The 1295-nt window shown below is 64.8% G+C and carries 2 protein-coding genes; both read right to left on the reverse strand.

Annotation, left to right across the window (positions count from 1 at the left end; translation table 11 throughout):
* Positions 1–810 (reverse strand): PAS domain S-box protein (locus Q8Q88_RS21595; protein WP_305677246.1); only part of this gene is annotated, 810 nt, incomplete at its 3' end.
* A gap of 38 nt (positions 811–848) precedes the next feature.
* Positions 849–1295 (reverse strand): heme NO-binding domain-containing protein (locus Q8Q88_RS21600; protein WP_305677247.1); only part of this gene is annotated, 447 nt, incomplete at its 5' end.

Genomic DNA, 1295 nt, shown 5'->3' on the forward strand with positions numbered 1-1295 from the left:
GGCAAGGCGCTGTGCGCCGCTCCAGGCGCTGCGCACGCGCCGCCAATCCCGGTTCGGAGCCAGATAGCGATACTCGGCGGCGCCGGCCTCACCCGTGTTCAGGCTGCGCTGGAAGGGTTCGTCGACCGCGGCGCGATCGTCACGGTGAACCCCGGCCTGCAGGTCGGCCGCGGCTATCCGTCGGTCCCGCGGCGCTTCCGAAAAGCGCCGCGAGAAGTTCGGATCGACCTCATATTCGCGGGCCTCCGGATTGTATCGCCAGAGGTACACGCCGGCGGTTCTGCGCAACAGCTCACCGGCACGCTCCAGTTCTTCGGCCTCCTGCTCACGCCGCCGCTCGTCGCCGACGTCTCGGAAGCTGCATTGGACAATCTTGGCGCCGTCCATCTCGTAGACATGGCTGACGACCTCCACGGGGATGGAGCATCCGTCCGAGGTCTCAAGGACCCAATCGTCATGTTGGATGCGTCCTTGGGATTCCAGGTCGCGAACTATTGTCCGGCAAGCTGGAATATTCTTGAACGGCTCCAGTTCCCACAGCTTGCGACCCAGCACCTGTGGAGAGGTAAGGCCCAGCATCGTGGTTAGAGCAGAGTTGGCGTCCGTGACCTGGCCGGTTTGTAGATCGAGCAGCAGGATAGGGTTCTTGGCCGTCTCGAACAGGCCTCGATAGCGCAGTTCCGCATCGGACTTTTCCTGGTTCGCGCGCTCGGCGGCGACCTTGGCCAGGTAGAGTTCCCGGCTCTTGTCCTCAAGCAGCGCTTCCGCGCGGCGGCGCGCCGCCCGCTCGCGTTCGGCGCGGCGTTCCAACAACGCGACTTCGGAGCCGGATGTCGCGCGTGGCACGGTCAGGCCGCCTTGCCCGTGCTGGCGACGGCGCCGTGTTTCGTCAGCAGGAAAGCGACCTCGGTCATCGCTCCGCCCGAAAGATCGCTGCGGGTGATCGAGACGTCCTCGCCATAGCTGCGGCAACAACCGGCGATCAACCCTTCCGCCAGGTCGGCCAAACCGCGCGGGGAGCGGTAGACCAGGAGCAGGGTGCGATCTTCGACGCGACCACAGATGAATTCCGGCAGCTCGGCGTCGGGATAGAGCTTCCTCACCTCGACGTGGACAACGTCGTCGATGGTCGCGATGAACTCGAACGCGTCGCGCGGCGCCTCGAAGAAGGGGGGGAACAAGCTTCGCAGACGGTCAAAGAGATGATCGCCGTAGGCGTACAACAATTCAGCCACCGACAAGCCGGTCGAGGCGGAAAGTCGGCCCAGCAGCACGACGATCTCGTCATGGGCGTA

Source organism: Phenylobacterium sp. (genome assembly GCF_030697925.1).
Taxonomy (GTDB): domain Bacteria; phylum Pseudomonadota; class Alphaproteobacteria; order Caulobacterales; family Caulobacteraceae; genus Phenylobacterium.